The 24852-nt window shown below is 66.4% G+C and carries 31 protein-coding genes; 10 read left to right on the top strand and 21 right to left on the bottom strand.

What is annotated here, in order from left to right; genetic code table 11:
- On the top strand, positions 1 to 138 hold a 138-nt coding region (locus tag AB0E63_RS34325), incomplete at its 5' end, for a peptide-methionine (S)-S-oxide reductase (RefSeq protein ID WP_360375564.1).
- Between the two features lie 183 nt (positions 139 to 321).
- Here the strand turns inward: AB0E63_RS34325 and AB0E63_RS34330 are convergent.
- The gene (locus AB0E63_RS34330) at positions 322 to 708 is read right to left on the bottom strand and encodes a uracil-DNA glycosylase family protein (protein ID WP_360375430.1); all 387 of its coding nucleotides are present in this window, start codon (positions 706 to 708) and stop codon (positions 322 to 324) included.
- 320 nt (positions 709 to 1028) lie between these two features.
- Here AB0E63_RS34330 and AB0E63_RS34335 point away from each other — a divergent pair, with 320 nt between their 5' ends.
- Positions 1029 to 1697 carry a sigma-70 family RNA polymerase sigma factor gene (locus AB0E63_RS34335; protein ID WP_360375432.1) on the top strand — a complete coding sequence of 223 codons (669 nt, stop codon included), beginning with the start codon at positions 1029 to 1031 and terminating at the stop codon, positions 1695 to 1697.
- A 140-nt stretch (positions 1698 to 1837) separates the two neighbouring features.
- Positions 1838 to 1993: a molybdopterin-dependent oxidoreductase gene (locus AB0E63_RS34340; protein WP_360375434.1), complete on the top strand. Its 156-nt coding sequence runs from the start codon at positions 1838 to 1840 to the stop codon at positions 1991 to 1993.
- A gap of 32 nt (positions 1994 to 2025) precedes the next feature.
- On the opposite strand, the gene AB0E63_RS34345 is transcribed toward AB0E63_RS34340, so the two are convergent.
- The 5 genes from AB0E63_RS34345 to AB0E63_RS34365 form a co-directional block, all read right to left on the bottom strand.
- On the bottom strand, positions 2026 to 2328 hold the full coding sequence (locus AB0E63_RS34345) for a DUF427 domain-containing protein (protein WP_360375436.1): 303 nt from the start codon (positions 2326 to 2328) through the stop codon (positions 2026 to 2028).
- A 222-nt stretch (positions 2329 to 2550) separates the two neighbouring features.
- Positions 2551 to 3414 (bottom strand): alpha/beta hydrolase, encoded by an 864-nt coding sequence (locus AB0E63_RS34350; protein WP_360375438.1) that lies wholly within the window; start codon positions 3412 to 3414, stop codon positions 2551 to 2553.
- Positions 3415 to 3674: 260 nt separating this feature from the next.
- Positions 3675 to 4448, bottom strand: a complete 774-nt coding sequence (locus tag AB0E63_RS34355) for an SDR family oxidoreductase (protein ID WP_360375440.1) — start codon at positions 4446 to 4448, stop codon at positions 3675 to 3677.
- 74 nt (positions 4449 to 4522) lie between these two features.
- The gene (locus tag AB0E63_RS34360; protein WP_360375442.1) at positions 4523 to 5572 is read right to left on the bottom strand and encodes a GNAT family N-acetyltransferase; all 1050 of its coding nucleotides are present in this window, start codon (positions 5570 to 5572) and stop codon (positions 4523 to 4525) included.
- On the bottom strand, positions 5572 to 6012 hold the full coding sequence (locus AB0E63_RS34365) for a DUF5709 domain-containing protein (RefSeq protein WP_360375444.1): 441 nt from the start codon (positions 6010 to 6012) through the stop codon (positions 5572 to 5574). Before AB0E63_RS34365 ends, AB0E63_RS34360 begins: the two co-directional genes overlap by 1 nt.
- Positions 6013 to 6194: 182 nt before the next feature.
- Here AB0E63_RS34365 and AB0E63_RS34370 point away from each other — a divergent pair, with 182 nt between their 5' ends.
- The gene (locus AB0E63_RS34370) at positions 6195 to 6833 is read left to right on the top strand and encodes a TetR/AcrR family transcriptional regulator (RefSeq protein ID WP_360375446.1); all 639 of its coding nucleotides are present in this window, start codon (positions 6195 to 6197) and stop codon (positions 6831 to 6833) included.
- 142 nt (positions 6834 to 6975) lie between these two features.
- Here the strand turns inward: AB0E63_RS34370 and AB0E63_RS34375 are convergent, their stop codons facing one another.
- Positions 6976 to 7773: a GNAT family N-acetyltransferase gene (locus AB0E63_RS34375; RefSeq protein WP_360375448.1), complete on the bottom strand. Its 798-nt coding sequence runs from the start codon at positions 7771 to 7773 to the stop codon at positions 6976 to 6978.
- Between the two features lie 218 nt (positions 7774 to 7991).
- Here AB0E63_RS34375 and AB0E63_RS34380 point away from each other — a divergent pair, with 218 nt between their 5' ends.
- Entirely contained in the window at positions 7992 to 8525 is a 534-nt protein-coding gene (locus AB0E63_RS34380; protein WP_360375450.1) for a GNAT family N-acetyltransferase, read from the top strand.
- 288 nt (positions 8526 to 8813) lie between these two features.
- On the opposite strand, the gene AB0E63_RS34385 is transcribed toward AB0E63_RS34380, so the two are convergent.
- A complete protein-coding gene (locus tag AB0E63_RS34385) occupies positions 8814 to 9188 on the bottom strand; it encodes a GNAT family N-acetyltransferase (protein ID WP_360375452.1) in 375 nt (124 codons plus the stop codon).
- A gap of 4 nt (positions 9189 to 9192) precedes the next feature.
- The gene (locus tag AB0E63_RS34390) at positions 9193 to 10416 is read right to left on the bottom strand and encodes an MFS transporter (RefSeq protein ID WP_360375454.1); all 1224 of its coding nucleotides are present in this window, start codon (positions 10414 to 10416) and stop codon (positions 9193 to 9195) included.
- 219 nt (positions 10417 to 10635) lie between these two features.
- Between AB0E63_RS34390 and AB0E63_RS34395 the strand changes: the two genes are divergently transcribed.
- The gene (locus tag AB0E63_RS34395) at positions 10636 to 11016 is read left to right on the top strand and encodes a nuclear transport factor 2 family protein (RefSeq protein ID WP_360375456.1); all 381 of its coding nucleotides are present in this window, start codon (positions 10636 to 10638) and stop codon (positions 11014 to 11016) included.
- 125 nt (positions 11017 to 11141) lie between these two features.
- Here the strand turns inward: AB0E63_RS34395 and AB0E63_RS34400 are convergent, their stop codons facing one another.
- From AB0E63_RS34400 to AB0E63_RS34415, 4 genes are all read right to left on the bottom strand, one after another.
- Entirely contained in the window at positions 11142 to 11927 is a 786-nt protein-coding gene (locus AB0E63_RS34400; RefSeq protein WP_360375458.1) for a phytanoyl-CoA dioxygenase family protein, read from the bottom strand.
- Between the two features lie 127 nt (positions 11928 to 12054).
- On the bottom strand, positions 12055 to 12720 hold the full coding sequence (locus AB0E63_RS34405; RefSeq protein WP_360375460.1) for a GNAT family N-acetyltransferase: 666 nt from the start codon (positions 12718 to 12720) through the stop codon (positions 12055 to 12057).
- A gap of 16 nt (positions 12721 to 12736) precedes the next feature.
- The gene (locus tag AB0E63_RS34410; RefSeq protein ID WP_360375462.1) at positions 12737 to 13072 is read right to left on the bottom strand and encodes a VOC family protein; all 336 of its coding nucleotides are present in this window, start codon (positions 13070 to 13072) and stop codon (positions 12737 to 12739) included.
- 79 nt (positions 13073 to 13151) lie between these two features.
- Positions 13152 to 13328: a hypothetical protein gene (locus AB0E63_RS34415; RefSeq protein ID WP_360375464.1), complete on the bottom strand. Its 177-nt coding sequence runs from the start codon at positions 13326 to 13328 to the stop codon at positions 13152 to 13154.
- A gap of 189 nt (positions 13329 to 13517) precedes the next feature.
- On the opposite strand from AB0E63_RS34415, the gene AB0E63_RS34420 reads away from it, so the two are divergent.
- Positions 13518 to 14159: a class I SAM-dependent methyltransferase gene (locus AB0E63_RS34420; RefSeq protein WP_360375466.1), complete on the top strand. Its 642-nt coding sequence runs from the start codon at positions 13518 to 13520 to the stop codon at positions 14157 to 14159.
- Between the two features lie 507 nt (positions 14160 to 14666).
- Here AB0E63_RS34420 and AB0E63_RS34425 read toward each other — a convergent pair.
- Positions 14667 to 14939, bottom strand: a complete 273-nt coding sequence (locus AB0E63_RS34425; protein ID WP_360375468.1) for a hypothetical protein — start codon at positions 14937 to 14939, stop codon at positions 14667 to 14669.
- Positions 14940 to 15315: 376 nt separating this feature from the next.
- Here AB0E63_RS34425 and AB0E63_RS34430 point away from each other — a divergent pair, with 376 nt between their 5' ends.
- Entirely contained in the window at positions 15316 to 15747 is a 432-nt protein-coding gene (locus tag AB0E63_RS34430; RefSeq protein ID WP_360375470.1) for a hypothetical protein, read from the top strand.
- Positions 15748 to 16118: 371 nt separating this feature from the next.
- Here AB0E63_RS34430 and AB0E63_RS34435 read toward each other — a convergent pair whose 3' ends face one another.
- The 5 genes from AB0E63_RS34435 to AB0E63_RS34455 form a co-directional block, all read right to left on the bottom strand.
- On the bottom strand, positions 16119 to 16760 hold the full coding sequence (locus AB0E63_RS34435; RefSeq protein WP_360375472.1) for an antibiotic biosynthesis monooxygenase: 642 nt from the start codon (positions 16758 to 16760) through the stop codon (positions 16119 to 16121).
- Entirely contained in the window at positions 16757 to 17149 is a 393-nt protein-coding gene (locus AB0E63_RS34440; RefSeq protein ID WP_360375474.1) for a VOC family protein, read from the bottom strand. Before AB0E63_RS34440 ends, AB0E63_RS34435 begins: the two co-directional genes overlap by 4 nt.
- Positions 17150 to 17501: 352 nt before the next feature.
- On the bottom strand, positions 17502 to 18404 hold the full coding sequence (locus AB0E63_RS34445) for an AraC family transcriptional regulator (protein WP_360375476.1): 903 nt from the start codon (positions 18402 to 18404) through the stop codon (positions 17502 to 17504).
- A gap of 241 nt (positions 18405 to 18645) precedes the next feature.
- Entirely contained in the window at positions 18646 to 20778 is a 2133-nt protein-coding gene (locus tag AB0E63_RS34450; protein ID WP_360375478.1) for a Xaa-Pro dipeptidyl-peptidase, read from the bottom strand.
- 193 nt (positions 20779 to 20971) lie between these two features.
- Positions 20972 to 21184, bottom strand: coding sequence for a hypothetical protein (locus AB0E63_RS34455; RefSeq protein WP_360375480.1), 213 nt, complete (start codon positions 21182 to 21184; stop codon positions 20972 to 20974).
- Between the two features lie 176 nt (positions 21185 to 21360).
- Here AB0E63_RS34455 and AB0E63_RS34460 point away from each other — a divergent pair, with 176 nt between their 5' ends.
- Positions 21361 to 21489, top strand: a complete 129-nt coding sequence (locus AB0E63_RS34460) for a hypothetical protein (RefSeq protein ID WP_360375482.1) — start codon at positions 21361 to 21363, stop codon at positions 21487 to 21489.
- 202 nt (positions 21490 to 21691) lie between these two features.
- On the opposite strand, the gene AB0E63_RS34465 is transcribed toward AB0E63_RS34460, so the two are convergent.
- Positions 21692 to 22534, bottom strand: a complete 843-nt coding sequence (locus tag AB0E63_RS34465) for a LysR family transcriptional regulator (protein WP_360375484.1) — start codon at positions 22532 to 22534, stop codon at positions 21692 to 21694.
- 108 nt (positions 22535 to 22642) lie between these two features.
- Here AB0E63_RS34465 and AB0E63_RS34470 point away from each other — a divergent pair, with 108 nt between their 5' ends.
- Positions 22643 to 23845, top strand: a complete 1203-nt coding sequence (locus AB0E63_RS34470; RefSeq protein ID WP_360375486.1) for an MFS transporter — start codon at positions 22643 to 22645, stop codon at positions 23843 to 23845.
- 119 nt (positions 23846 to 23964) lie between these two features.
- Here the strand turns inward: AB0E63_RS34470 and AB0E63_RS34475 are convergent, their stop codons facing one another.
- Entirely contained in the window at positions 23965 to 24615 is a 651-nt protein-coding gene (locus AB0E63_RS34475) for a hypothetical protein (protein ID WP_360375488.1), read from the bottom strand.
- Positions 24616 to 24852 lie beyond the last annotated feature (237 nt).

A 24852-nucleotide genomic window follows, 5' to 3' on the forward strand; every position in this document is an offset into this window, starting at 1 on the left:
ACGACGATCGAGCCTGCGGGTCCGTTCTGGGAGGCCGAGCCGGAGCACCAGGACTACCTGATCAAGTACCCGGCCGGTTACACGTGCCACTTCGTCCGCCCGGACTGGGCGCTGCCGCGGCGCGCCACCACCGCCTGATCCGACCCCGAGGGTGTGCCCATCGCCGACGCGACGGGCACACCCTCGCTTGTTCCGAGGTGTCTGCCGACATCCCGAAGGCGGTGACGGCGGGGGCTGTTGGGGTACGCCGACGGTGCGACTCAGGTCTTCGCGATCGACGGGCGGAGGACAGGCGGATCGTCGGACTCGGATTCACCGGGCTCAGCGATGGCGTGAGGTTCGGAGGCCGCTACGAATAGCGTCCGCGACCAGGGTCTGCAGAGCGGGAATCACGTCCGTTTCGAACCAGGGGTTCTTCGCCTGCCACCGGAAGTTCAGGGGTGAGGGGTGCACCAACGGGAGCAGCGCGATCGTGTCCGGGGCGTAGAACTGGGCGTCGGTGACGCCCAGCCATTGCCGAAGTTTGATGCCGCTGGCGTCGTTCCACGGGATCTGGCTGTCCTGAGCCTGCTTGCCGGGCGCCTGGCCGATGACAACGATCCTCGAGCCCGGCGATGCGGAGTAGACCGGCTCGTAGCCGCGTTCCCTGGCCCACGCGTTCGAGGCGTGGTTCCTGATCTCCTGGCGTATCGCAGTGAGTTCGTCCATCCGGATCTCCCGTCCGGTCGGGTCTCGCGCCCGACGCGTATTCGTGTCAGCTGACCTGACCCCTTGGCACGGCCGGATCCTGGTTCCCGGCCGAGCCCGTCGTCGGCTGTGGCAACAAACAGGACTGGATCGACCAGTTGTTGACTAATCACCAGGGCTGATCTGTGAGTGATTGGGCTTGTTTCGGCGTGAGTTGCGTCGCTCGACACTGAGTGGACGGAGCTGTGAATGGACTGTATCGTCCATGTTGTTGTTCCACCGTTCGACACACCGAGGTGCCGGACCTTTGATCACTACGTTCCGCTGATCGCCGGAGATCCATGAAGAGCGAAGGTTCCGAGTCGTTGTCGCAGGTACGGGTCGTTTCCGCAGAGGTGGCCCGGGAGAACCGTGCCTGGGTTCGCGACCTGAGCAGCTGTGGGGATCGGCGTGAGCTTGCGAGCCGGCGCTTGTACGAGGTTCTCCTGCGAGCCGCGAGAGCGGAGGCCGGCCGACGGGCGGCCAGGCTGCGACTCGTCGGCCCGGAGCTGGACGACATTGCCCACCAGGCTGCCGCCGATGCACTACTGGCGATCTGCGGCAAGGTCGAGACGTTCCGCGGTGATTGCAAGTTCACCACCTGGGCGTACAAGTTCGTGGTCTTCGACGTGGCGGCCAAGGTCAACCGGCACTTCTGGCAACGTGGCGGTGTCGCGTTCGACGAGGAGGACTGGGACCGCCTTCCCGCACGGCTGGGGATCGAACCGGAGTCGCATGCCGAGAGCCGGGACCTGATGACCGCCGTACATCGCGCCGTCGACGAGAATCTGACGGCGAAGCAACGGATGGTTTTCGTCGCGCTGGCGCTGAACGGTATGCCCACTGATGTGCTCGCCGATCAGCTCGGCGCGACACACAATGCGATCTACAAGATGATGTTCGACGCCCGCCGGAAGCTGCGCGCCGCGTTGGTCGACGCCGGCTACCTGCCGGAGCAGCAGATCGCGTGAGCAGTGTCGGCGGACGAATGGGAGTTCACGGTCAGCTCCGAGACCGGCGCACAGCGAACCTGGCGGTGGCAGGACCTGCTCGCTCTTCCGTCCGAGTCGGTGGTCACCGACATCCACTCGGGGCGTTGCACGGAGGTCCTGTGCGTCTGCTCGTCCCGCATCTGTACCTCTGGAAGTCGGCCAAGTGGCTCAACGGACTGCACCTGCTGTTGCGGGACGAGCCAGGATTCTGGGAACGGGCCGGATACCACAATCATGGTGACCCCTGGCGCGAGCAACGCTACGAGTTCGACTGACATTACGGCGAGTACGTGCGGGCGGCCGCCGTCTACCCGACGATCACTCGCGTGGTATCGAACGCGACGTACCCGGTGAAGTCGTGTCCGACCGTTTCGATCGCCGACCGCTTGGGATGCGGGTAGCACCATGCAGCGTCGAGGTACTGATGGTGCGGCGTCTCCACACTGTAGTAGCGAGCCTGCCCCTTCCAAGGGCAGACATAGGGAGTTGCGCTCTCCTTCAAGGTACCGATCGTCAGCGAGTCCGGAGGAAAATACCGACTCCCTTCGATCGAGATGATGTGTTCACCGTCTGCGTCGGCGAGTAGAACGCCGTCGATCGTCGCACGCACTGTCGTCCTTCCGGTAAAGGTGTTCGCAGACTCTGTGTCCTGTCGAGGCATCGGCCTTACCGGCCGCTACCAGGGTCGGGTGCGTTGCGGTCAACCGCAGCCGGCAGCCCGAGCTCCAGCAATGCCGCTCGATCTCGTCGACGACCGCCGGCCCGTCCTCGACCGTCAGACGGACCCGCGCAAGCCGTATCGGATCGTGGTTCGCTGGAAGGGTGCCGGACACTACTTGACGATCTCGTCGTAGAAACTGTTGATGCCGTCAACGATCTCCTGCAGGCAGTCCTCGGTCGCGAAGTGTCCGGAGTCGAGGCGGACCAGCTGCGCGTCAGGGAGATCGCGCAGGTAGGCCTCGCCGCCGGCCGGGGTGAAGAAGATGTCGCCCTGACCCCAGAAGATCAGCGTTCTGGGCTGGTCACGGCGCAGCCGCCGTTGCCAGGCAGGGTACTGCGCGGCGTTCGTCCGGTAGTCGTAGAAGAGATCCAGTTGTACCCGGCGCGCGTTCGGCCGGGCCAGGAAGTGCAGATCCAGATTCCAATTGTCCGGGCTGATCTTCGTCGGATCGGGATGGCCGGTGAGGTAGATCGCTTTGACGGTTTCCGGTTCGAGCAAGGCGTCGAGCGGCGCTTCGTTCTCAGCGTTCCGGTCGGTCCAGAAGGCGTGACGCATCTCGTCCCAGACCTCGGTGAACCCCTCTTCGTAGATGTTGGAGTTCTGGATGACCTGCCACTGCAGCCAGTCCGGATGAAGCGAAATCAGCCGGTTCCCGATCGGTCCCCCGTGGTCCTGCATGTACAGCCCCATCGGTCCGGTGAAGTCGATGGCGAGCAATGCCTCGTCGACGATCTCGGCGAGGTGGTCGAAGGTGTACTCCCACTCCGCTGGATCTGGCATCTCGGTGTTCCCGGAGCCGGGATAGTCGATCGAGACCAGGTGGAACCTGTCGGCAAGTGCCGCCATCAGGTTCCGGAACTGGTGGGACGAGGAGGGGAATCCGCCCAGTAGCAGGAGTTTCGGCGCTCCCGGCTTCCCCGCTTCGCGGTAGAAGACCTCCAACCCACCGGCAGACACGGTCTGAAAACTCGTCATCGGGACTCCACACTCATTCCACAGGGGGTCGTGATCGGGCGCTCGCTCGTCAGCGGCATCGTTCGGGATCACCTGATCGGTGCGGCCACCCGCGCTCGTACGAATTGGCCACGGCGACAGATCGGTTTCTTACCTGAGATTTCGGAGCGGAGCCCTGCTCGGTAGACAAGCCGTTGGTCGTCGACCGTCTCTGGCCGGGCCCCGCGAGTGCTTCTGCATACCTCAGTAGCAACCACCGGCCAGGTTCGCGTACTCCGCCGTCAGTTGCGCCCGGCCATCACGCCGCCGTCGACGTTCAGAATTGCCCCCGTGATCCAACTGGCCTCGGATGAGAGGAGGAAGACGATCGACGAGGCGATGTCCTGGGCTGTTCCGACCCGCCCCAGGGGGTGGAAGCCGTCGAATCCCTTCACCGCCACCTCGAGCTGGTCGGCGGGGATGAAGCCCTCGTACAACGGCGTGGCCACCACTGCGGGCGCCACCGCGTTGACGCGAATGCCGTCGGCCGCCAGTTCCATGGCCAGGTTGTGGGTCAGGGCATGCAGGCCGGCTTTCGCCATCGAGTACCCAGTCGCCGGCGTCGCCGCCACCGCCTGATGGGCCCACATGCTGCCGATGTTGACGATCGCACCACCAGAGCCCGCAGCCTTCATACCTTGCACCACCGTCTGGGTCAGGAAGAACGTAGCCCGACTCAGCTCCAGATACGCGTCGTAGTTCTCCTGGCTGTAGTCGAGGAATTCCCTGGGGATGAAGAATCCGGCCGCATTGACCAGCAGGGTCGCATCGGCATGCTCAGCGGCGAGTTGCTCCTGGACGTCTTCTACCTGCTTGCGATCCGCGAGGTCGGCAGTGATCCCCCACGCCTCGCCCTTCGCACCGAGCTCGCCGACCGTCTGGTCGACCTTGGCCTGCTGACGCCCGACGATGACGACCTTGCCCCCTTGCCCGACAACATCCGCCGCGGTCTGTCGCCCCATGCCGCTGCTCCCACCGATCACGATGAGTTTGCGGCCTTCGAAGTATCCACTCATGAGTTTCCCCTCGATCCGTACCGGGCCGGAGTGACCCGGATGTCCCTATCTGTGTGCCGATCGGGGGTCCGGCCTTACTGGTTCCCGGGATCTTGATGAGTGTGAGGTGTATCGGGTCCGGCCGTGGGGTCGGTGTCGTCGGTGGTTCCGAACAGGTAATGAGAGAAGGTCGAATGCTGATTCGCGTGCTCCATCGACTCGGTCGGAAGCCCGCGTCCCTCCAGCTCGTCCCAGGTCGAGTCGGCGATGCGCCACAGCTGGCGCGCTATTCGTCCGGCGACTCCGGCATGCGGCGAGTTGGGATGCGGTCGCGTCGGCGAACTCCATTGCCGTTTCGCCAAGGCTCGGGCCAGCTCTGTGGTGCCCTCGGCACCATGAATTCGCTCCAGTCCGGACACGACCCTCCTCTCCCATGATTCGTGCTCGGCCAGTAGGCGTTCGGCTTCTCGCCAGGTCTCGGTTGCGCTGAGGTCCAGGAAGCGCGCGTCGCCGTACGCCCGACCTTTGAGTACCCGCAGCGCCTGCTCGAACTGTCTGAGATTCTCGAGCAGGACCGCGGCGTCCTCACCGGACGACGTCCTGGCCGCGGTCAGCAAGACGTCAGCGACGGCCGCGGCATGCTGTGCGGCAACGGCCGCGAACTGGTCCGTGATGCGACGCCTCTCGAATCCGTCGATGCTCGGATCCTGAGAACGCGCGGCCAGCTCTCTGAGCCTGGAGTGCTGGGCATGCACGACCTGCTGCAGGGGGCCGGAACGATCCATCTGCTGTCTCCCGCCTGCCCGAGGCCCGGAGCGGGGCTGGATCGGCGGGTGCAACGGATCGAGTACCCCGACGTACTCCGGATGGCGCTGAAGGAATCGCTCGACAGCAGTGCAGTAATTCGTGATCGGGACTCCCTCGGCGATGAGATCGTCGAGGACTGCCTTGATCAGGGCTGTGGCGAGTCCACGTCCCCGCTGATCGGCCGCGATCTCGGTGTGCCCCAGAACACGCCGCCGGCTGAGGACACGGAAGTCGAGGGTTCCTACCGTCGTGCCTGCGACGAGTAACTCGTACCTCCGCAACTCCCCGTCCTCGACCACGGTCAGCTCGCGCTGGGCGTCGTTCACCAGGGTTCTCATCAGCTGACCTCGTCGAGTTCCAGCGGCTCGTCTTCGACCACGTGGATCGCGGCTTCTTCGGCGCTCGCGGCGCCTCCGTCGATGCCGACCTCGGCCGCGACGAGCTCTTCTTCGAGATCGAAGTGCGACCCCTCGTCCGGAGCTACCAGACGTCCGGCGCGTTCCCGGCCGACCTCCGGACCGTCGACAAACTCCGGCAGTACGGCGTACGGGTCGATGTCAGGCTCCTCCTGGGCAAGCCGCTGCTCGAAGGTCTCACCCCGCAACGCCTCCGCCGCGGTGGTACCGAAGCCCTCGCCGGCAGACCACTTCTCCGGCGGCGAGTAACCCTCGTCGAGAAGGTCGGATACACCGCGCCCGTCGAGCGTGTCGGAGAGCTGGAGCTGGTCCTCGTCGTCCACGCTGTAACTGCCGTAATACTCCCGACTGACCTCGCTCATCTGTCCTCCTGCCGACCGGCCGGCGGCGTGCCGGCTCCTCACGGGTTTCGTGTCGGCCACGGCACGCGTACTTACCCATCGAGCAGGACCACGGACGGTACGGTGGGTATCCTGCCCTGATGGTGGACCGTTCAGCTCCAGAAGCGGCAGCAATCGTTGCTCGGCCCCGATAAGCTCGTTTCGTGCCCGAGACAGTGAACGAGCTCGATCGCCGCCTGACCGCCCGCGGCGCGGCCACGCGAGCCCGGATCGTCGCCGCTGCCGACGAGTTGATGTCTCTCAAGGGTGCCGCAGCGACCACGCTCGACGAGGTGACCGCGGCGAGCGGGACGAGCAAGTCACAGTTCTACCGGCACTTCAGCGACAAGAGTGCCCTGGTCCAGGCAGTGATCGCACTGCGGGGCGGCCGGGTACTCGAGCGTGAGGAGCAGTATCTCCGCAGGGTCGACTCGTTCAGCGGACTCGATCGCTGGTGCCGGGCCATCCTCCAGCGAGTCACGGCGCGCCGTGGGGCGCTCGGCTGTGAACTGGGCTCACTCTCGACCGAGCTCTCCGACCAGGATGAGGCAGCACGCATCGATCTCGAGGCGCACCTGACATCCTGGATCTCGCTGCTGGCCGGAGCGCTCGAGCGGATGAAGTCGAACGGCACGCTGTCCGAGGCCGCTGATCCACAAGCGCTGGCGACGGGAATCATGGCTGCTCTCCAGGGTGGGTACGTTCTCGCCCAGGCCGCCCGTGACCCCGAACCGATGCAGGTCGCCCTCGACCTGGCGATGAACTCGGTCCGGGCGTATGCAAAGCCGGCCGGCAAGAAGTAGCCGTCCACACGCTTCCTTCACCCGTCCTGATGATAAGCCGCCCGCGCCGGCGCAGAGCAGAGACCACCTGGACCGTTCCGGGCAGGATCCCGACGGTGCCGATGCGTTGCGACTCCGCCGTCACGGTCGCTCGTTCCTTCGGTTACGAGGTCGGAGCAGGCCGCGGCGCGCCGAGGACATCGGCGTACTCCGGGTGCTTCTCGATGAAGCGGCTGACGACGGCGCAGTAGTTCGACACCGTCACGGACCGCGTGCGGATGTCGTCGAGAGCGCGGCCGACCAACACCCACGAAAGTCCTCGCCCGCGGTATGTCTGTTCGATGACGGTGTGCGTGATGGACAGGTGCGAGCCGATCAGGTGGTAGACGAGGAGCCCGGCCTGTTGACCGTCGACGACGAGTTCGTAGTACTCGTCGTCTGCGTGGTGGACCACAGTGATCGTCGGGGAAGCCGGCGTGCTGGTAGGCGTCTGCGCAACGGCCCCCGCGTCGTCGATGGTCAGCAGGTCGGCCAACGGAGCCAGCCAACCTGTACCGAACGCCTCGGTGGGAAGATTGGCGTGCCAGGTCAGGCTCGATCCCGCGTGGTTGCGGAAGTGAAGGACGAGCTGCCAGGCGCCCTCGGTTTCGTGGAGGCCTGCTCCGGTACGCAGCTGCACCCGCACCTTGCTCGGAAGCGAGTTGAGCATCACCGGCTGTGTCCGCAGCGGCAGGACCAGGCGTCTTTCTTCCGACCGCACGCTGTCTGGCTCGTCCGTCCGCGTGCTGCTCCAGTTGGCCACCAACAAGTCCATCTCGGCGTTGCCGAACAAGCCCGCGGTGACGCTGAAGTCGACCGGCGGGGTGCCGGTCATCGTCTGCTCGTCCGGGCCGGTCACGGACAGCTCGCCACCGGCGAGGTAGAAGCCCGTTCCATCCGGCCGAAGAACCTGATCAGTCATTGCTACTTCCTTTGTGCTGCGCTCTGAACAGACTGCGAGGGTGCTCGCGTCCATGAAAGGACTATATAGTCCTCTGATGGATGACGAATCGCGGCCATCTTCCTCGACTGCAGGGGTCGTGCGAGGCTGGTTGGCTCTGAAATGGACTGATCAGACCCCTTTGCGGCGTCGGCGGGGGCCGGTGGCCTGGGGTACATCTCGATCGACAGGACGGCGAAATGACAGTGATCATCGAAAGCGACCGGCTCGTGATTCGGGAATGGACCGAGGCTGACGCGGACGCCGCCTTGCGGATCTACGGGTCTGCCGAGGTGGCACGGTGGCTGTCGCCCGCGATGGACCAGGTCCCGAACAAGGCGACCATGCGCCTGCTGCTTCGCGCGTGGATCCCGGCCGGCAAGAGTCTCGTCGTACCCGCCGGGCGAAGGGCGATCGTCACCAAAGCCGACGGTGCAGTGGTCGGCGGCCTGATGATCGGCTTGTTACCGCCGTACGAGGAAGACTTCGAGATCGGCTGGCAACTCGAACCAGCGGCCTGGGGCCGGGGGTTCGCGACCGAGGCGAGCCAGGCCTTGATGCGCTGGGCATTCGCAACCGGGACGATCGACGAGTTGTACACGGTCGCCCGACCGCAGAACCGTCGTGCCTGCGCGACCGCACGGCGTCTCGGGATGGCGTGGGTCGGCGAGACCGACAAGTACTACGGCCTGCCGATGCAGATCTACCGCATCCGTGCGGCCGAACTCGAGTGAGTGGACGGAGGGTGAATCGATGCCCAGGATCTTGGTGATCGGCGGTGGGTACGCCGGGTTCCGACGTCCTTGTGGTCACCGCCGGCGCGGTGACCCGGACGTTCGACGTACCTGGAACCTCGCGTCGCCGACGCCTGGAGCGTTCACGGTGCCGAACGCGCAGAACGCCGTCCGGCAGGGCAAACAGCTGGCGAAGAACCTCGTCAGGGCGCTCCGCCAGAGCGAACACGATCAGTTCGACCCGCTCGGCCTGACGTGGGATTGCCCGGGCGTGGATCGCCGTCGGCGTCAGCTTTTGCCGGCGGCTTTCGCCTGCGCTGCCTCGGCGGTGGCGCGGTCGGGGTAGCCCGGGTGCCTCGGGTCGAGCAGATCGGCGTACGTCGTAGTACGCGAGAGGTAGCCGGCCACGAAGGGGCAGATTGCGGTGATCGTGCCCTCGCGGGTGCGGACCTCGTCGAGCACTCGCCGTACCATGGCGCCAGCCACGCCCTGGTGCTGATGACTCCGCTCGACTTCGGTGTGCCGGAGGGCGTACCGGTTGGGCCTCAGACAGGTGTAGTAGAGCCATCCGACCAGATCGCCACCGCGGTAGAGCTCGAAGCGGCCTTGCTCGGTGTTGTCGATCAGCTCCTCGGCCAGCGACGCCTGTTCTTCGTTGCTCATCAACTCAGCCTTTCACACGATGGGTCTGCGGATTACGTGCGGCGAAGACGGTGAACAGCGTTGCGATGAGGGCGAGTCCACCGTACCCGAGGGAAATATGTGGCACGGAGAAGATGCCGGAGAGTCGGGCGGAGATGAGGCTGGGAACGGTCGCGCCGCTGTAGCTGAGCAGATACACCACCGCAAAGATTGGTGCCCGGTCAGACAGGGTGCTGCCGTACAGCAGACCCCGGGTGGCCGCGCTGATGGCGATGCCTTGACTGGCGCCTCCGACGACGGTTGCGGCGATGAACAGCACCAGCGTTCCGGTGGCGATCGCCGTGATGATGCCGATCCACCCGACCAGGAAGGTGATCATGCCGAGGCGTTGCGCTGCTGCCGGTGAGAACCGGCCGCCGAAGGGAGCGCCCAGAGCGCTGGGGCCCATGTACGCGGCGAACACCAGGCCGAGGATGAGTGAGTTGTCGGTGTGCAGTTGATCCTCGACCACTGCGGGCACGAAGGCTTGGTAGAAGGCGCCGGTCGCCCAGGTGGCCAGGAACACGGCGGCCGCGACGGGCAGCAGATGCCTGACTCGGACCGGTAGGCGAACGCTCGGGCGCAGTGATCGCCAACCACCCGGCGTTGAGATCACGGTCTCCGGGCTGATCGCGACGAGTGCGGCGGACAGCAGAAGCAGGCCGATGACAACCAGGTAGATGAGGTCACGTGGCCACGGCCCGAACTGGACCAAGGCACCGGACGCGATGGCCCCGCCGGCCAGGCCGAGCATGACTGTCTGGCTGGAAGCAACGGAGGCCAGCCAGGCCGGCCGGGTCGGCGCAGCGTCGACGATGTAGGCGGTGAGGGTGCTGCTTCCCAGCCCGGCGCCGAGGCCCATCAGGAGCCGGCCGGCAACCAGGATGCCGATGTCGTGCACGTTCAAGAGCAGTAGGCAAGCCAGTACAAGCAGTCCGAGGCCGGCGATCGCGACCGGCCGTCGGCCCACGTAATTGGACAGTCGTCCCAGGACCAACAGTGTGCTGAGAGTCGCGGCGGAGTAGGCGACGACGGTCAGCGAGATATCGGCGTTGGTGAACCCTTCCTCGGCGCGGTAGATGTTGAAAAGCGGGATCGTCGACCCCACCGCGGAGAACATCGCCACCAGGGCGATCACCGCGGAGACGAACGCCGGCGTGAGCGTCCTGTCCCGGCGGTGCAGATTGATCACCGGTGCCACATCGTGCATCGAGTCGTGCCTCTCTCCAGGTCGATTGCCCCGCGCCACGTAATACCGCCATGGCGTCCTGGTACCTCTGATCAGCGTCGATCGCGTCGTGCTGTCTTACCGGCAGTGGCGGAGGAACGAGTTGTGCGTGTCGGTAAGACGTCCGGGCGGACCGACACTCATCACTTGCACGACACACCTATGACCACCAGCGGACCGGACTCACAAAGGGGCCAGGAAATGAGCGACACCATGCAGCCGGCCGAGGACCTGGCGATCCTCGAACGACTGAACCTCGACTACGTCGAGGCCGATCAGGCCAGCGATGCCGAGCGCTTCAGCGAGTTGCTCGCCGAAGACTTCGTCGTACAAACTCCGGGCGTCACCCGCAACCGCGAGGAGTTCCTCGAGTACATCGCCAAGCCGCGGCCCTTCAAGGATCTCGCCGTCCATGACGTCAAGGTCCGCATCCTCAGCGATGTCGCGTTGATCCACGGTCGCAGCACGTACACGATGCTTGCCGACGGCACGGAACAGGAAGCGCTGTACACGGACGCGTATCAGAAGCGCGAGGGCACCTGGGTCTGCGTGTCAGCTTGTGCGATCGCTCCGGGCACCTGACCACGAATGCCCGCCTGAGCGCCTGACACAGACATACCGGACGCTGTTGACGGCGGCTGCGCGAACTCACGCATAGTTCAGGCTGCGCCCGCACGACGGGAATGGGTGCGGACCGCGCCCGCTGGCTATCCGGAGATTGCGGTGAGGATGGTGGCTTCTACGGGGTGGGCGGTGGTTCGGTCGGTCAGTGCGAAGGGTTCCAGGAGAGCGACTCCGGGCTGGGTGATGATCCGTGGGCTGGTACCGCGGTGTGGCCACGAGGCGGCGTGGACGAGGAAGGGATGGCATAAGTAGACGTCACCTGCGGTGCCCGTGGCCTCGATGACGGGGCGGTCGGCGCTTGCCTCGACGATCGGCGGACCTGACTCAGCCGGAGTGAGTCCGGCGTCGCCTGCTGGAGCCAGGACGCGCGCAGCGTCGGTGTGTGAGCCGACCCGGATTCGTGTCGGCGCGTCGTTTGGGCCGACATCGGTGAGGAGGAACAGCGAGAGCAAACCGCGTTCGCGGCTGCGGACGTTTGCCCGCCAATCGGTGCCGTCGGAGTAGCTGGCCTCGATGTGCCAGCCTGCGTCTCCCGGATCGGCGGGATGAGGGAAGCGAACGGGAATCGTGCCGCCCATTCCGTCGCGCTTCCACCACATGTCCGGGCCGATCAGTTGGTCGTACGCCTCCCACAGCACGCCGGCCGTGCCTGCCTCGGCGAACGGCCGTGCCTTGTCGCCTTCCTCGGGACAGATGATCCGCTCGGCAGGTGCCTTCCAGGACCCGGCATCAGTCCTCCTGATGCCGCGCTCCTCCAGCTCCTCCCAGATCACATCCACACACGCATCCACCACCGCACGCGGCACGGCTCCGCGAACGACGACAAACCCGTCCCGCAGGAACGACGCAACTTCGGCATCTGTCAGCATGCTGAGCACCCTTCGCCATCCCCCTCTCGCGGTCAACCGCGTTTTGCCGAGGCTCCTTGCGGGGCTTGGCCTTGGATGACGATCGCCCGCGTCGGACAAAGCATCCTCAGCCGCTTTCATGATTCGCCTAGTTGGTCAAGTCCCGTGGCGGTCGTGGAGAGTGCGATCGGTTGGAGTTGAACGTCAGGCGCATCACGGTTCTGGCACCGGCGTCGCGGATGGTGACGAACCCGCGCGCCTCATACGAGGCGCGGCGTCCCATCCAACTGTCGTTCTCCTCGGCCCTGCGGCTGGCTAGCGCGTGCGGCGCGAGGTTCGTCGTCGGGAACGCGTCAAGAGCGACGGCGCCCGAATCTCGCGCATAGTCGATCGCTGCGTCTAGCAACGCGCTGGCAACCCCGGTTCCCCGGACTTCGCGATCTACGTAGAAACAGGTGACAGCAAAGACATCATGGTCCCCAGGCATGGGCCCGTACTGCCGAGACCGTTCAAGCCTGCTGTGGTCCTCACGCGGCGCGACTGCGACCCAGCCAGCCGGACGGCCGTCCATGTAGGCGACCAGCCCTGGATATCGGCCTTGATCGACGGTGGCCTTCAGCGCCGCTCTGCGGAGGTCGGTCGGCCCCTGCTCGTCTCGCCAGAGCATGCACCAACAGTGGCCCGGAATCGGAACGCCGCCGCGTGGGCCCTGGCGTTCGAACAGTTGGACTAGATCGTTCCAGCGGTCGGGGGTGACCACGTGAACATCCACGTGGGGTGGGTGTCCCGTGGTGTCCTCACGGTGGACGGGCATCGGAGGGCTCCCAGTGTCAATCGGCGGACAGCCAGCAGATGCAGAAGGGGTGGCCTGCAGGGTCGGCGTAGGTCTGAACTCCTCGCGCGGCCGTACGATCGTTGGCAGCTTTCAACAGCCGGCCTCCCAGCCCGATGACCTCGTCGTGGGCGGCATCGAGCCCTTCGGTGCCGACAACGTAGAAGTCGAAGTGGACTTGCTGTGGCGTGCCGTCGGGCCATTCTGGCTGGACGTGGTCTGGAGCCAGTTGGACGCCTATTTGCCACTCGCCGTCGACCCAGATGTTGCGCCAGCGTGTGCCGTCTTCAACCACTGTTCCGCCGAGCAGCGCTGTCGCCAGGAACAGCAGCACCCCGATAACCGGGAGCGCAGCCACGACAGGGCGGCGCATCACGCCGGCAGCCACGCGGCCCCAGAACGGCGCTTCGACGCTACGCGCGGATCCCGCGGATCCCGCAGATCCCGCGGATCCGACCGGAATTCACTCGCCGGCCGAGGAGCGCGAGCAATGCCGGCAACACGAGCAGTGCGCTGGCTGCGGAGAAGATCGTGACGCCGACCCCGGCGTAGGCGTACGACTTCAGGAAGTAGACCGGGAACACCAGCATCGCCTACAACGAGGCAGCGACAGCGAGTGCCGAGAACGCGACCAGCTCGATTCCTGAGCCGAGAACAACGCGGCACTGTCTCGGATGGCCCACAACGGCGGGAACAACCGTCGACGGGCAGCCGTCCTCGCTCCGCTGCTGACGGCGAGCGACCTTCGCTACTGGCCGGACGGCGCTGATACTGGGGGCATGGACGACTGTTGTGATCCGAAGGGGTATCAGGCGGTGTTCTCGTCGCGGTTCGCGCGGCGGGTGGCGAAGCGGTACTCCAAGCGTGGGCTGAGTCCGGCGGCGTCGCGGATGGTCGGGTTCGTGAGCGAGCACGGCCTCGAGGGGGCCACGGTGCTGGAGATCGGCGGTGGCGTCGGGGAACTACAGATCGAATTGCTCCGCCGGGGCGCGGCACGGGTCACCAACCTGGAGATCTCCACCAGCTACGAGGCCGAGGCCAGGGCGCTGCTGGAGCGATCTGGTCTGACCGAGCGGGTCACGCGGGGCTTCGGCGACATCGCCACCTCACCGGAGCTGGCCGAACCGGCCGACGTGGTCGTCATGCATCGGGTGGTTTGTTGCTATCCGGACTACCAACTGCTGCTGTCGGTCGCGGCGAACCACGCGCGCCGGCTGCTCGTCTACAGCCACCCCGCGGACAACGTCGTGGCCAAGGCGATCATCGGGTCCGAGAACCTCGTCCGCCGGCTGCAGCGCAATCCGTTCCGCGCGTTCGTCCATCCACCCGACGCGATGGTCGCCGCCGCGGAAGGCGACGACCTGCGCACGGAGTACCGGCATCGGGGCAAAGACTGGCAGGTCGTCGGGCTTGTGCGCTGACGGTAGACCCGGAGTCGACGCGATGCTCGACATCGCACTAGAGGCCAACACCGGCGCCTTCGGCAACATCTTCGCCAGGTAAGAAGGGGCGACAGCGCCGTCCTGCCGGCCACCGACGACGATCTGATCAGGTGCGTCGCCGCCGAATCCAATCATGAATCCAACAGGCGCCGGGGTCAGGAACGCAGCGCGTGTGGAAGGAAGAGAGAGAGAAGAGCGCGCATGCTCTTGGTTGCCTTTGACGATCCTCCAGGCAGAGACCCGTTGGCCCGGGTCGGTGCTCCATTAGGTGCACTGATCGGCTTCTGCCTGGGGTGGTTCTCAGGAGACTCGATCGGAAGTTGCTACTGCAGGCGATCGGCTTCGCTATGTTCTTCACCTACGTGATATGCGGAGTCGTCCTCACCAGTTGGAGCGGGGGCGTTCGAGGACTCGGTCACCGTGGGCCGCGACGCCGTGAACAGTCCGGCCAGATCGGCGATCGTCCCCGCCCCCCAGTGCTACCCCTCACCGCTTGCCGCTGGCGACACTTTCCTTACCAGCATCCCAGGACGTCACAACGCCGTCCCTGATCTCGGGCAGCGGATCAGGGACGGCGTTCGGGTCCGTCACGGCGCGGCGGTGGGCCGGAAGGCCCGGCGAACCCGTCGCGGCTGGGGCCGGGCCGGCCTGCTCCGGGCGCTCCCGGCGGCGCGCGGACTGGAACGCACGCTTGGTCCGCTCCAGCCGGTACGCCGTCTCCGCCTTGATCGAGTCTGGCGTCAACGGTGTTCCGAACATGGTTTCATCTCCCGTGATTTGTGGCGCCCTCGCGCGCGGCCGCTCACCCCTTCTACGAACACTTTTGGCCGGATCCGACACCGCCTCCGGAATTCTTTCGAGGACTTCCTGGTCCGGACTCGGTAATCCACGTTGAGCGGGATGTACGGATGAGCTGGCCACTGCCCTCATGGCGGCGGCAGCCGCACGGGCGAGCCCGGCATGCCCCCGCTGGGCTTCGAGATCACATCGGATCAACTTGGACCAGAGGACGGCGGCCTGCCCACCCAAGGCCCAACCGTCAACTACTGGTTCCTGCTGGAGTTCCTGCCTAGCATCCAGTTGTGACGGCTGCAGACGACCCAAGGCGACCGGCGCGCAGGAGTGGTCGCGGCCGTTGGACGTGACGGGCGACGCCAGGTACTCGGAGGAGCGGGATCGGGTTCGCGCCACGCTGAAGCATTTGCAGGCGTACGGCGGGGGCATGCTGTGGGATGCATCGACGTCAACACTGACGATCCAGATGACAACAACGGAGGACGCCCTTCAGCAAGCACGACTCCTCCTGCTGGTCACGAGCCCGACGTGGTTGCGCGTGATGTTCGTGCAGGTTCAGTACTCCGCCCTGGAACTGAGGGAACTCGCCGCCCGACTCCTCGAGCTTCAGACCGCCTGGGGCCGGCGCCTCGGGCATCGGCGAAGCGAGTTCGGGCTTTCGCTGGTCTTGACGCTCTCCCAGGTGAGACGTTTCCGGCCAAGTGACACGCCGATCTTGTCCACCACGAGGACCGGCCGGCTAAAGAGCGCCATCCGGATCGCCCCGATCTGATTCGCCAACAGGAACCCGTAGAGCAGCGTCTTCAGTGCGGTGACCCTTCGCCGTGGTGGGGCGCGCACCTCGCCTGTCTTCGCGAACTCTGCCGTCCAGTGGGCCGCTTCGGTTTCACTCACCACGCCCACTCCAGCCCCCAGATGCCGTGAAAAGTCTGGATCATCCGGCTTTCTGTGCTGATGGTAGAGGAGCCGCATCGTTCGAACGGCCAGCTGCTCCACGACCGCCGGCGCATCCAGTTGGCAGAGGTCAGACCGTCAGATCTGACTGCGGAGACGGCCCGGACGCCACGGCTTCCGCCTGTAGACAACACTGCGTCCATGCAGGACCTGTGTGACGTCCCATCCGGCGAGTAACCGCCCTCGCGGTCAGCTGTGGGGGTGCAGCCAGCCGCGGAGCAGTCGAGTCACTCGGGGCATGACGACCCAGGTCATGAGCGGGACGGTGACGGCGGTCGTGACCGCCAGCCTGAGAACGAGGGGGAGCCCGTTGAGCAACGGATTGAGGATGACGACCACGAGCGTGATCAAGGGAAAGATGGTGATCCAGGTGACGAGGGCCATCTTGTAGGGCGGGGGAGGGGCGGTGCCGGGCCGAGCCGGATCGGTGAACCAGGTCTCGAGTCCGGTCAGGTACTGGCGGCGAATCGGGCCGGTCACGTGCGGCTCGGCGCGCTCCAGCCAGGAGGCGTGCTCAGCGGAGTCGAGCCAGGCGCGTAGGTGGTCGGCGGTGTCGAAGCGGTAGACGACGCGGTATTCGCCCGCGGACGCGCTTTCGGGGCGGAACACCTCGACGCCCAGGTGGCCCGGGAACCGGGTTGCCGCCGTGATGATGCCCTCGAGGAACAGTTCGTAGAACTGCTCGTGGCCGGGCTTCACCCGGCGGGTCACCACGGTCGTGACCGGACCGCGGGTGCCGTCCGCTGAGGCGCCGGAGCCGCCGTCTCGGCCGGCGGGTTCCGGTCTGTCTCGATCTGGCCCGTCCTGACCTTTGGCATCCTGGTGGCTCACGCCAATCCCTGGTCCTTGAACTGGAGCAGCCCGATGGTGTTTCCGGCCGGGTCGACGAACCATGCCGCCAGCGCAAAGCCGACATCGGCGACGCCGTCTACCGTCCGGAGACCGGGCTCGTCGTACTCGGCGACTTCGACGCCGCGAGCGCGTAACTCGGTGATCTCGGCGGCGATGTCGGCGACCCGCCAGCTCGCCTTCGTCTGCTGCTCGTCGGTCCGCACGGTGCTGCGGGTAAGCACCAGCCGGCTGTCCCCGCCGCACCGGAACGTGACGAACTCCTCGGTCTCGATCAAGATCTCGAGCCCGATCATGTCGCCGTAGAACCCCTTCGCGGCCGCGAGATCAGTGGCGGTAAGCATCACGTCGATCGGGGCCTTCGCGAGCATGAGATCTCCTTTCGCCGGTCATCGACCGGTGGACTGCGGTGCGGACCGGGTCATTGCCCCAGGGCCTCGATGACCAGCCGTGCTGCGCCGGCTCCGGAGTACTGCTGCTGCCCGGTAATCAGCAGGCCGTCCCGCACCGCGTGCGGCCGGAAACGGCCATGCACGATGAGGTTGCTCTCGGCGATGTCCCGTGCCTGGTCCTCGATGCACCCGTGTTCGGTGAACTCCTAGTACGGGTGGCTTAGCTCGGCCCACCAAAACCCGATCATCCATCCGGTCTGGCCGGATTGGAGGCCAGCAGAAGGACCCGGCGGCTTGTCAGTAGATCAACGGTGCCTGTCACGTAGAGACGCTATACGGCATCAAGCGTCCTCGTAATGTACGTTCTTGCGGTCGACGCGTAGGCGCCTGGGGAGACGCCGACATGCCGCTTGAAATGCCGGCTGAAATGGCTCAGGTCGAAAAAACCGGTCTCGCCGGCGACGCGGCTCACGGGCAGGCCTTGCACGAGCAGTCGCTTGGCGCGTGCGATGCGGACCTGGAGTTGGTATGCGTGCGGAGGCATGCCCACCTCCGTGTGGAACAGCCGCGCCAGATGGAACGGGCTCAAGCCCACCAGCTCAGCCAATCCGTCCAGCGTCACGTCCTCGGCGTAGTTGTCGTCCAGATATGCCCGCGCGAGCAGCGCGGCCCGGCTCGGCCCCGTCTGCGACTCGCGATCGGTTCGTCCGTGAGCGTGACGGCCCACCAGGGCGACCAGCGTCGCCAGCAGATCGACGTCCCGGCCGAGTTGCGACGACCCACCAGCGAACCCGGTGTGCAGTCGCTGGTACCGCACGGCGAGTTCGGGATCGCGAAGTACCGCTTCGGCGAAGAACGGCAGTCCTCCTCGCCTGTCACCACCGATCGCCGCCGCTACGTCTCGGAGCCGGTCCGGACCGACGTACAGCACCTGGTACCTCGTCGTCTGCCGACGGTCGTCGGGTTCCTCGGTCGCATGCACCTCGTCCGGCATCAAGACACTGAGGCTGCCAGGCGGCACGACAATCCGTCCGCCCCGATACCTATATCTGCTCGCCGACCCGGAGGCGAGGCAGAGCTGGTACTCCGCGTGGGAGTGGCTGGGAGTCACACCCGCAGGACCGGGAGGGTAGCGGTACCACTCCACGAGGACGTTGCCATGCTGGTGAGCTCGGACATCGTACGTGGCGCCAGCGGTGGGTGGCCGACGCCGACCTCCTGTGGGGTCGACCATGGACCAATGCTACCGGCGCCCCGCCACCGCCCGCCCACCTCGTACGTCGGTCGATCGCGTCCGGTTCGATCAGAGCCGCGTCAAACACCTCGTCCGCGGACGGTTGGCACTCGTGCATCCACCGTGGTTCGACGACGAGGTCAACGAGTTGGGCGCGTCGTATTTCGCGAGCCAGGATGTCACGGTGATCATGTCGGCCTCGGCCCCGCCGTGCTCGCGCAGGACGGTAGGCCTCGCCTTTTCAGCCGATGGCGTCGGCTAGCGCTTTCGAGCCGCCGACTACCGGGACCGTGAGCGAGGTGTGGACCAGGTCGAGGGTCAGCTTCGTCCCGGCCGGCGGCCGGATCGTGAAGTCGCGGTCGCTGGAGATGACCATCAGCGCGAGGCGATTCCCGGCCGGTACGACAGTGTCCTTCGGCTGCAGGTCGAAGTCGATCCCGTACATCCGGCCCGGCTTGGTCGGCGCGTCGGCCCTATCGGAATTGCGGTTGGCCGGGTCGATCCAGCCCCGCGTGAGGATCGTGCCGTTGCCTGCTGGTGAATAACTCACCAGCGCCGCGGTCAGATTCGCTCTCGACTCGCTGAACGCCACTTGCAGCGAGACTGTCGGCGTTCCGCTGATGCGGACTGGCTGCGTGAGTGGCGGCGTCTGGTAGATCAGTCGCACGTTCGAGGAGGCCGTGTTGGCTGAGGTGAGCGCGGCGATCGACGCGTCATCCGTCAGCGTCTCCGTGGGGCTCCCCGGGACCGATGGTGCGATTGTCAGGCCGCCGCGCGACGGAGCCCCTGGTGTGAGGTGCAGTGCGACCTCGCTCGAGGTGGGATCTGGCCATTCCGCGTACGGGGTCGGGTTCGCATTGCCACAGACGAGGCTCACGACTGTGCCGTCAGCGACCTTCTGGCCGGTCCCGGTGGCCACCGCTGACGCCAGTACCAGGTGCGTTGCGTCCGGGATGTCCGTGATCAGGCGCGTCGTGTTCGTGAGCGTGCCATTGGCGTTCGTTTGCGGGACCGTCAGCACGAAGCCGATCCCGAATGGGCTGGTGTCCGCGACCGTCAGCGTCGCGGTGTTCGACTGATCGCCGGCAACCGTCGTCTGGCGAGGCGGGCAGGACGCGGCCTCGCGGACAACCCACGAGCGCGGCAGCGACTCGACACCGTTCTGTACGCCGTAGAGGTAGCGAGTGAACCAGTAGTTGATCAGCACATCGGGCGGCATTCCGCCGTGACCGCCCTGGTGGAAGTAGAACATGTGCGGCACGTCGCGCTTCTTGAGCGCGGCGTAGAACTGCGCCGCGTTCTTCGTCATGACGTTGAAGTCGTTGTTGCCATGGGCAAGCAGGGTCGCGGCGTGGACGTTGTCGACGTCCTTCATGTAGTTGCGCTCCTGCCAGAACCCACTGCGGTTGCCGGTGGCTCGATCGATGTGCGCCTTGAGGTAGTCGATCTCGGGCTGACAGATCGTGCGCGGCCCGGCCTCGTCGAGACGTGAGTACACGACGTCCGCCAGTACGTCGAGATCCTCACCCTGGAACGCGTTGTTGTTGCCAGTCGGGTTGGACGAGGAGTGTGGCGCCCGCACCATACCGTTGGCGCGGTAGTAGTCGTACCAGTCGGAGATGGCCGAGATCGGCACGATGGCATCGAGCCCCTCGACACCGGTCGTCGCCACGGCCTCCGGGATCGTCCCGTTGTAGGAAGTGCCGATCATGCCGACCTTGCCGGTCGTCCAGGACGCGGCCGCAGGAGTGTCGCCGGTGCGCGTCGTATACGCGGCGACCCGGCCGTTGAGCCAGTCGATCACAGCCTTGGCGGCCAGTGTCTCGTTCGTGCTACCCGAGGTCGGGCAACCGTCGGAGTGGCCGGTACCCGGTGACTCAGCGTGGACTACGGCGAAGCCGCGCGGCACCCAGGTCGACTCGTATCTGGTACTGATCGTGGGGCTGGTGTTGAAGGCCGGCCAGAGCGGTGTTGCCGGCCGCGTCGCCGGAGGTGCGCCGAGCTCGTGGTCGACGGCCCAGTTGCTGTACTCCGACGCCGTTCCCGCGTAGTACGGGCTGTCTTCGAAGACGACCGGCACCTTCAGTCCGTCGCTGAGAACCTCCTGCGGCGCGGTGAAGTCGGTGTGGATCCGGTCCAGCTTGCCGTCATGGTCACTGTCAAACGACGCCTGGACCCATACCTCACCGCTGTACCAGTCGGCGGGGTTGGTCGAGAAGACGGCCTGCGCGAGGCCATCGACGAACGTCGGGACCGCAGGCGCCGGGGCCTCGGTCCTGAGATTGCGCGTCCCCTGCGCCGACGCAGGGCTCGCCGCTACTGCGGCCACTAGGGCGGTCGCCGCCACGGCCGCCAGAAGAAGTCGAGCGTTCATCGCTGCTACCTCTCTGCGTTCCCCAGGACGTCGAACCTCTGCATCATGCGGCGCCAGAGTCGGAACCGCAACAGTCTGGCCCTGGATGGCTGCGCGCTGTCACTAGGCCCTGTCGGGAACCCGCAACGCTGCCTGTGGGACGGATGCGATGCGCAGGCACGTCGACTTCCCGCGGGACGCCGATTCCTGCCGTTCAGGGCATCCGGGCCGGTGCTGTCGCTGTCGTGAGCCGGTGAAGTGGTGTTGGCAGGTACCAGGTGCGGCGGCCGAGGATTGCGAGGGTGGCGGGGACGACGAGTAGCCGGACGAGAGTGACGTCGACCAGGATCGCGACCGCCATCCCGAACCCGATGATCTTGACCATGATGCTGGGAGCTGCGGCGAATCCTGCCGCTACCGCGATCATGATGGCGGCGGCGCATGTCGACGGTCCCGGCCGTCGGCCCGGTCAGTTCGGCGCCGGCGGGCAGCGCGTCGTGCAGCCGGTGCACCAGGTCGTAGGTCGCCTGGTCTTGCGGTCCGGTCACGGGTACGACGTCCAGCACCGCCGTCGTATCGTCATCCGACAGCGTGGGAGGCGAGATGGCTGCTACTCCCTGGATCGAGACGAGTTGCCTGGCCAAGGCGGTCTCGGAGGCTTGGGACCGGTCGATGACGACGGTGAGTGGCCCGTTCGCGCCGGCACCGAATCCGTCGGCGACCAGGTCGTAGGCCTGTCGGGTCGGGTTCGAGAGGGGCTCGCTGCCGGCGTCGTTCTGGCTCGCGCGTCGACGAGTTGGCCGAACTGGCCGCGCCGATGGCCGAGGGACCGTTGCGGAAGCCCGCGACCCGGCCAAGGTCTGGATGCCGGCGAGCGATCGAGCCCGGCTCTGACTCGCCGTCGCCAGGTACGCCGTGCGGCAAGCCGCGAACCTCAACTCATACGTCGCAGCACGGTCTCAACGGCGTCGATCAGCGGATCACCTTCGGTCCGCGGGTGCCGGGCGAGACCGAGCTCGACGTCCGGCAGGGTGGGCAGGGCGTCCGCGTCGTGGCAGGCCATGGCCGGTTCGAGGTTCGCGGGCATGACTGCCGCGACGCCGAGCCCGGCCCGTACCGCGGCGAGCACACCGACAAGGCTGTTGCTTTCGAACGCCACCCGCCAGCGCCGATCGGCACGTGCCAGCGTTTCCAGCACTGACGTGCGAAAGGCGCAGGGATTCGAGAACAACACCACCGGCAGCGGATCGATAGCCACGTCCACACCCTGGCCGATTGCCCAGACCAGCGGGCGGCGTACCGTCCAGCGCGGCGGCGCAGGTACGTCCGGGACCTGGTCGAGCACGAGTTGGACGCGGCCCGCGTCGTACGCCTCCCGCATCGCGGCGGTGGACAAGTTGAGCACCTCCAACGTCGCGCCGGGGTGCACCTGGGCGAGGTCGGCGAGTGCCTGCGGAAGCTGGGACACCGTGATGTCTTCGAGCAACCCGACGCTGCAGCGCCCGGTCAGCGCGCGCCCGGTTTCGGTGAGTGCTTGCGCGGAGAGCGAAAGAATTCTTTCGGCGTACGGCAGGAGCTCCTCACCAGCCCGGGTCAGCAAGACGCCAGACGGCGATCGGTAGAGCAGCGGACGGCCGGTGGCGCTCTCGAGCTTGCGTAACTGCTGACTGAGCGCGGGCTGGGTAAGTCCTAGCGCGGCCGCGGCGCGGCTGATGCTGCCGAGCCGTACGGCGGTGACGAACGACCGCAGTAACGAGGTCTGCAGATCTCTAGTCATAAGTAATTGTTATGTCATCGCCAACAAATTGGCCACTTCCTATGGATGTGATGAATCATCTAGCGTCACTAGGTGACCGGATACCGACAGGTACTCGCGGTGCCAGGGATGGCGTGGCTGTTGGCGGTCTCGCTGCTCGCCCGGGCCGCGATCACGGCTGACGTGATGGCACTGACGATGTATGTCGTGCTTGGCCTCAATAGGAGCTATGCGGCCGCGGGTGGCGTCGCGGCCGCCATGACCTTGGGGATGGCGCTGGGCGGGCCGCTGATTGGCCGCATGATCGACTCGCGGGGCGCACGTATCGTACTGCTCGTAACTGTCGTACTGCAGGTCGTGTTCTGGCTGAGCGTGCCGATCCTGCCGTATGCGATCCTCCTGGGCGCCGCTTTCGTGGCGGGTCTGCTGATGGTGCCGGCCCAGTCGGTGACCAGGCAGGCGATCGCCGCGATGACGACGGCCGCGCAGCGCCGGGCCGCATTCGCGCTGGAATCGGTGCAAGGCGAACTGTCGTACATGGTGGGCCCGCCGATCGTGATCCTCTTCGCGACGAAGGTGTCGCCTGTTGCGGTGGCATCGGGCGTCGGCGCCGCGATCGTGGCGGGTGGAGTGGGGATCGCCTTGCTCAACCCGCCGCTGCGTGCCGACGGCGAAGTGGATGCCGACACGGTCGGCCGCCCCCGTCGCCGGGAGTGGCTAGGCCCGGGCATGATCGCTGTGCTGGTGATGGGGTTCGGCACCACGATGCTGCTCAGCGGCACCGACCTGGCCATTGTCGCCACCCTCCAACAAGCCGGCCAGGTGTCTTGGGCCGCCATTGTCGTAGCGGTGTATGGCTTGGCCTCCATCATCGGCGGGCTGGTATACGGCGCGCTTTCTCGTCCGCTGCCGACGTGGCTGCTGCTCGGTCTGCTCGGGCTGGCGACCATCCCGGCCGGGCTGGCCCACGATTGGCGCTGGCTGTGCGTGGCCGGTGCCGGTGCAGGGCTGCTGACCGCGCCGACTCTTTCGGCGGTGGCCGACGCGATGAGCCGGCTCGCGCCCGCCAGCGTGCGTGGCGAGGCGACAGGCCTGCAATCCTCAGCGCTGAGCGCGGGTTTCGCGCTCGGATCCCCCATCGTCGGGATGTCGATCGACGTGTCCGTGCCAGCAGCGGGCTTCGCGGTGGCCGGGCTGGCCGGCCTTGCCGCCGCCCTGACTGGATGCCTGCTGTCCCCCCGCTCGCTCGCGCGAACGCGGTCCCCGCTCAGCGATCTCAGCCTCGCCGAGGCATCGGACCTTGATCCGCCGGGACCGGCGCCGCTGCGGTGACGAACAATGTACGAGCGCGGAAACGGAATTAGGCGGTAGCAAGTAGTCGCCAGCTCGGCTGACGGCTGAGCGAAGTGGTTCGGGAAACGGCCGCGACTCAACCCGGGGCAGACGAGCGGTCAGGACCGCGGTGCAGCGGCGAACGGGAACGGCTTGCGGGACCGGGCGTGCAGTTGGTAGCGCTGGTGGAGCACGATCGCGATCGCGAACACGACGGCGGCCACCAGGATCGACGGCCACAGGGGCCCGCTCGCTATCGCGGCGACCGCGAAGCCGCCGACGGCCCCCAGCAGGACGCTGTTGATCACGCCGATCATGCCGACGGCGCTCAGCGCGACCTGCCAACGCGACCGCAGGTAGCCGTCGAGCGCCAACACGGCGGCGATGTCGTCGGTGGGGGCGGCCACGCCGAGGTAGCCACTGAGGCCCGGGGCCGCTTCGTGGTAGAAGCGCCGGATCCGGTTGATGCGCTGCAGGTACAGCGTGTCCTCGATCGAGGACTGCAGCACACGCTCGAACGTGACCAGGCCGAGGAAGGACAGCACCGGGAACAGCACCAGGCCGAACGTCAGCAGCGTGCTGCGCGACGTCTGCCCGGCGAACGCGAGCGCGACCAGGCCGGCGGACACGGCCCCGAGGAAGATGCTGGTCCGCCCGTTGGACTCCGAGATGGTGGCCGACCGCGCCGTCTGCAGGTTGAAGTGCTCGGTAGTCATGATCGTGACGGCTGCCTGCGGGTTCTCGGGCAGCGACTCGTACGGATGTTTCATGGCGCCCATCCTCGCCGACGGCGGGCGCTCACCGTTCGTTCGCCGGTCACGGGCCTCTGCGTTGCCGGAGAGATCAGGATCCACATCCGCCGTACCTTCGCGCCTGATCGAGCCGGACCAGGTGAGCACGGCGGCGGCGCCCGCTCCACCTGGAGTCGGAGCGTAGCTCGGGCCCATGGGCTGATGCGGAACCGCTCCGGCGGTGGCAGCGTCTGCGCTATGGCGAGGCCCGAGGTA

The organism is Kribbella sp. NPDC026596 (assembly GCF_040638415.1).
Taxonomy (GTDB): Bacteria; Actinomycetota; Actinomycetes; order Propionibacteriales; family Kribbellaceae; genus Kribbella.

What these genes read in the sequence shown, in the direction of transcription:
- AB0E63_RS34415 (WP_360375464.1), bottom strand. Translation starts at nt 13,328, where the DNA reads ATGCTGGTGTTCCCGGTCTACTTCCTGAAGTCGTACGCCTACGCCGGG.
- AB0E63_RS34400 (WP_360375458.1), bottom strand. Translation starts at nt 11,927, where the DNA reads ATGCTGACAGATGCCGAAGTTGCGTCGTTCCTGCGGGACGGGTTTGTC.
- AB0E63_RS34360 (WP_360375442.1), bottom strand. Translation starts at nt 5,572, where the DNA reads ATGAGAACCCTGGTGAACGACGCCCAGCGCGAGCTGACCGTGGTCGAG.
- AB0E63_RS34465 (WP_360375484.1), bottom strand. Translation starts at nt 22,534, where the DNA reads ATGACTAGAGATCTGCAGACCTCGTTACTGCGGTCGTTCGTCACCGCC.
- AB0E63_RS34385 (WP_360375452.1), bottom strand. Translation starts at nt 9,188, where the DNA reads ATGAGCAACGAAGAACAGGCGTCGCTGGCCGAGGAGCTGATCGACAAC.
- AB0E63_RS34335 (WP_360375432.1), top strand. Translation starts at nt 1,029, where the DNA reads ATGAAGAGCGAAGGTTCCGAGTCGTTGTCGCAGGTACGGGTCGTTTCC.
- AB0E63_RS34350 (WP_360375438.1), bottom strand. Translation starts at nt 3,414, where the DNA reads ATGACGAGTTTTCAGACCGTGTCTGCCGGTGGGTTGGAGGTCTTCTAC.
- AB0E63_RS34450 (WP_360375478.1), bottom strand. Translation starts at nt 20,778, where the DNA reads ATGAACGCTCGACTTCTTCTGGCGGCCGTGGCGGCGACCGCCCTAGTG.
- AB0E63_RS34420 (WP_360375466.1), top strand. Translation starts at nt 13,518, where the DNA reads ATGGACGACTGTTGTGATCCGAAGGGGTATCAGGCGGTGTTCTCGTCG.
- AB0E63_RS34445 (WP_360375476.1), bottom strand. Translation starts at nt 18,404, where the DNA reads ATGGTCGACCCCACAGGAGGTCGGCGTCGGCCACCCACCGCTGGCGCC.
- AB0E63_RS34475 (WP_360375488.1), bottom strand. Translation starts at nt 24,615, where the DNA reads ATGAAACATCCGTACGAGTCGCTGCCCGAGAACCCGCAGGCAGCCGTC.
- AB0E63_RS34425 (WP_360375468.1), bottom strand. Translation starts at nt 14,939, where the DNA reads ATGTTCGGAACACCGTTGACGCCAGACTCGATCAAGGCGGAGACGGCG.
- AB0E63_RS34460 (WP_360375482.1), top strand. Translation starts at nt 21,361, where the DNA reads ATGGCTGCTACTCCCTGGATCGAGACGAGTTGCCTGGCCAAGGCGGTC.
- AB0E63_RS34375 (WP_360375448.1), bottom strand. Translation starts at nt 7,773, where the DNA reads ATGACTGATCAGGTTCTTCGGCCGGATGGAACGGGCTTCTACCTCGCC.
- AB0E63_RS34390 (WP_360375454.1), bottom strand. Translation starts at nt 10,416, where the DNA reads ATGCACGATGTGGCACCGGTGATCAATCTGCACCGCCGGGACAGGACG.
- AB0E63_RS34395 (WP_360375456.1), top strand. Translation starts at nt 10,636, where the DNA reads ATGAGCGACACCATGCAGCCGGCCGAGGACCTGGCGATCCTCGAACGA.
- AB0E63_RS34365 (WP_360375444.1), bottom strand. Translation starts at nt 6,012, where the DNA reads ATGAGCGAGGTCAGTCGGGAGTATTACGGCAGTTACAGCGTGGACGAC.
- AB0E63_RS34380 (WP_360375450.1), top strand. Translation starts at nt 7,992, where the DNA reads ATGACAGTGATCATCGAAAGCGACCGGCTCGTGATTCGGGAATGGACC.
- AB0E63_RS34455 (WP_360375480.1), bottom strand. Translation starts at nt 21,184, where the DNA reads ATGATCGCGGTAGCGGCAGGATTCGCCGCAGCTCCCAGCATCATGGTC.
- AB0E63_RS34440 (WP_360375474.1), bottom strand. Translation starts at nt 17,149, where the DNA reads ATGCTCGCGAAGGCCCCGATCGACGTGATGCTTACCGCCACTGATCTC.
- AB0E63_RS34355 (WP_360375440.1), bottom strand. Translation starts at nt 4,448, where the DNA reads ATGAGTGGATACTTCGAAGGCCGCAAACTCATCGTGATCGGTGGGAGC.
- AB0E63_RS34330 (WP_360375430.1), bottom strand. Translation starts at nt 708, where the DNA reads ATGGACGAACTCACTGCGATACGCCAGGAGATCAGGAACCACGCCTCG.
- AB0E63_RS34470 (WP_360375486.1), top strand. Translation starts at nt 22,643, where the DNA reads ATGGCGTGGCTGTTGGCGGTCTCGCTGCTCGCCCGGGCCGCGATCACG.
- AB0E63_RS34405 (WP_360375460.1), bottom strand. Translation starts at nt 12,720, where the DNA reads ATGCCCGTCCACCGTGAGGACACCACGGGACACCCACCCCACGTGGAT.